The 333-nt window shown below is 61.9% G+C and carries 1 protein-coding gene; it reads right to left on the bottom strand.

Annotated features, from left to right (window positions below; genetic code table 11):
• The coding region (locus tag ACTJKE_RS36610; RefSeq protein WP_440661900.1) for a flagellin at nt 1–333 on the bottom strand (333 nt) is incomplete at both ends.

Below are 333 nucleotides of genomic sequence, written 5' to 3'. Positions count from 1 at the left end.
GGTCGACTCTTCGTTCATGTCAGCGTCGACGAGCTTGCCGATGCCCTTCTCGATCGAGTCCGAGAGGTCCTGAACGAAGTTCTTCTGCAGCTCGACGCGGCTGTTGAGCGCACCGAGGTCGGAAGCGGCGTCGGTCATCTGCAGCAGCGTTGCGTCAACGCCCGAGATGGCTTCTGCCAGAGCACCGGTGGTCATGTTGGTGATGTCCATCGACAGCACGCTGTAGCCGGTCGTGACCGTCGAACCGTTGGTCGCCAGCTTGTATTCCATGTAGCTGGAGAGCAGGCCGGTGCCGCCGGTCGTAACGTTAGCGCCGGTGGCGTCGACCTGGAT

The sequence above is a fragment of the Ensifer sp. 22521 genome, from assembly GCF_052044795.1.
Taxonomy (GTDB): domain Bacteria; phylum Pseudomonadota; class Alphaproteobacteria; order Rhizobiales; family Rhizobiaceae; genus Ensifer.
This window is presented reverse-complemented; position numbering and strand designations above follow the sequence as displayed.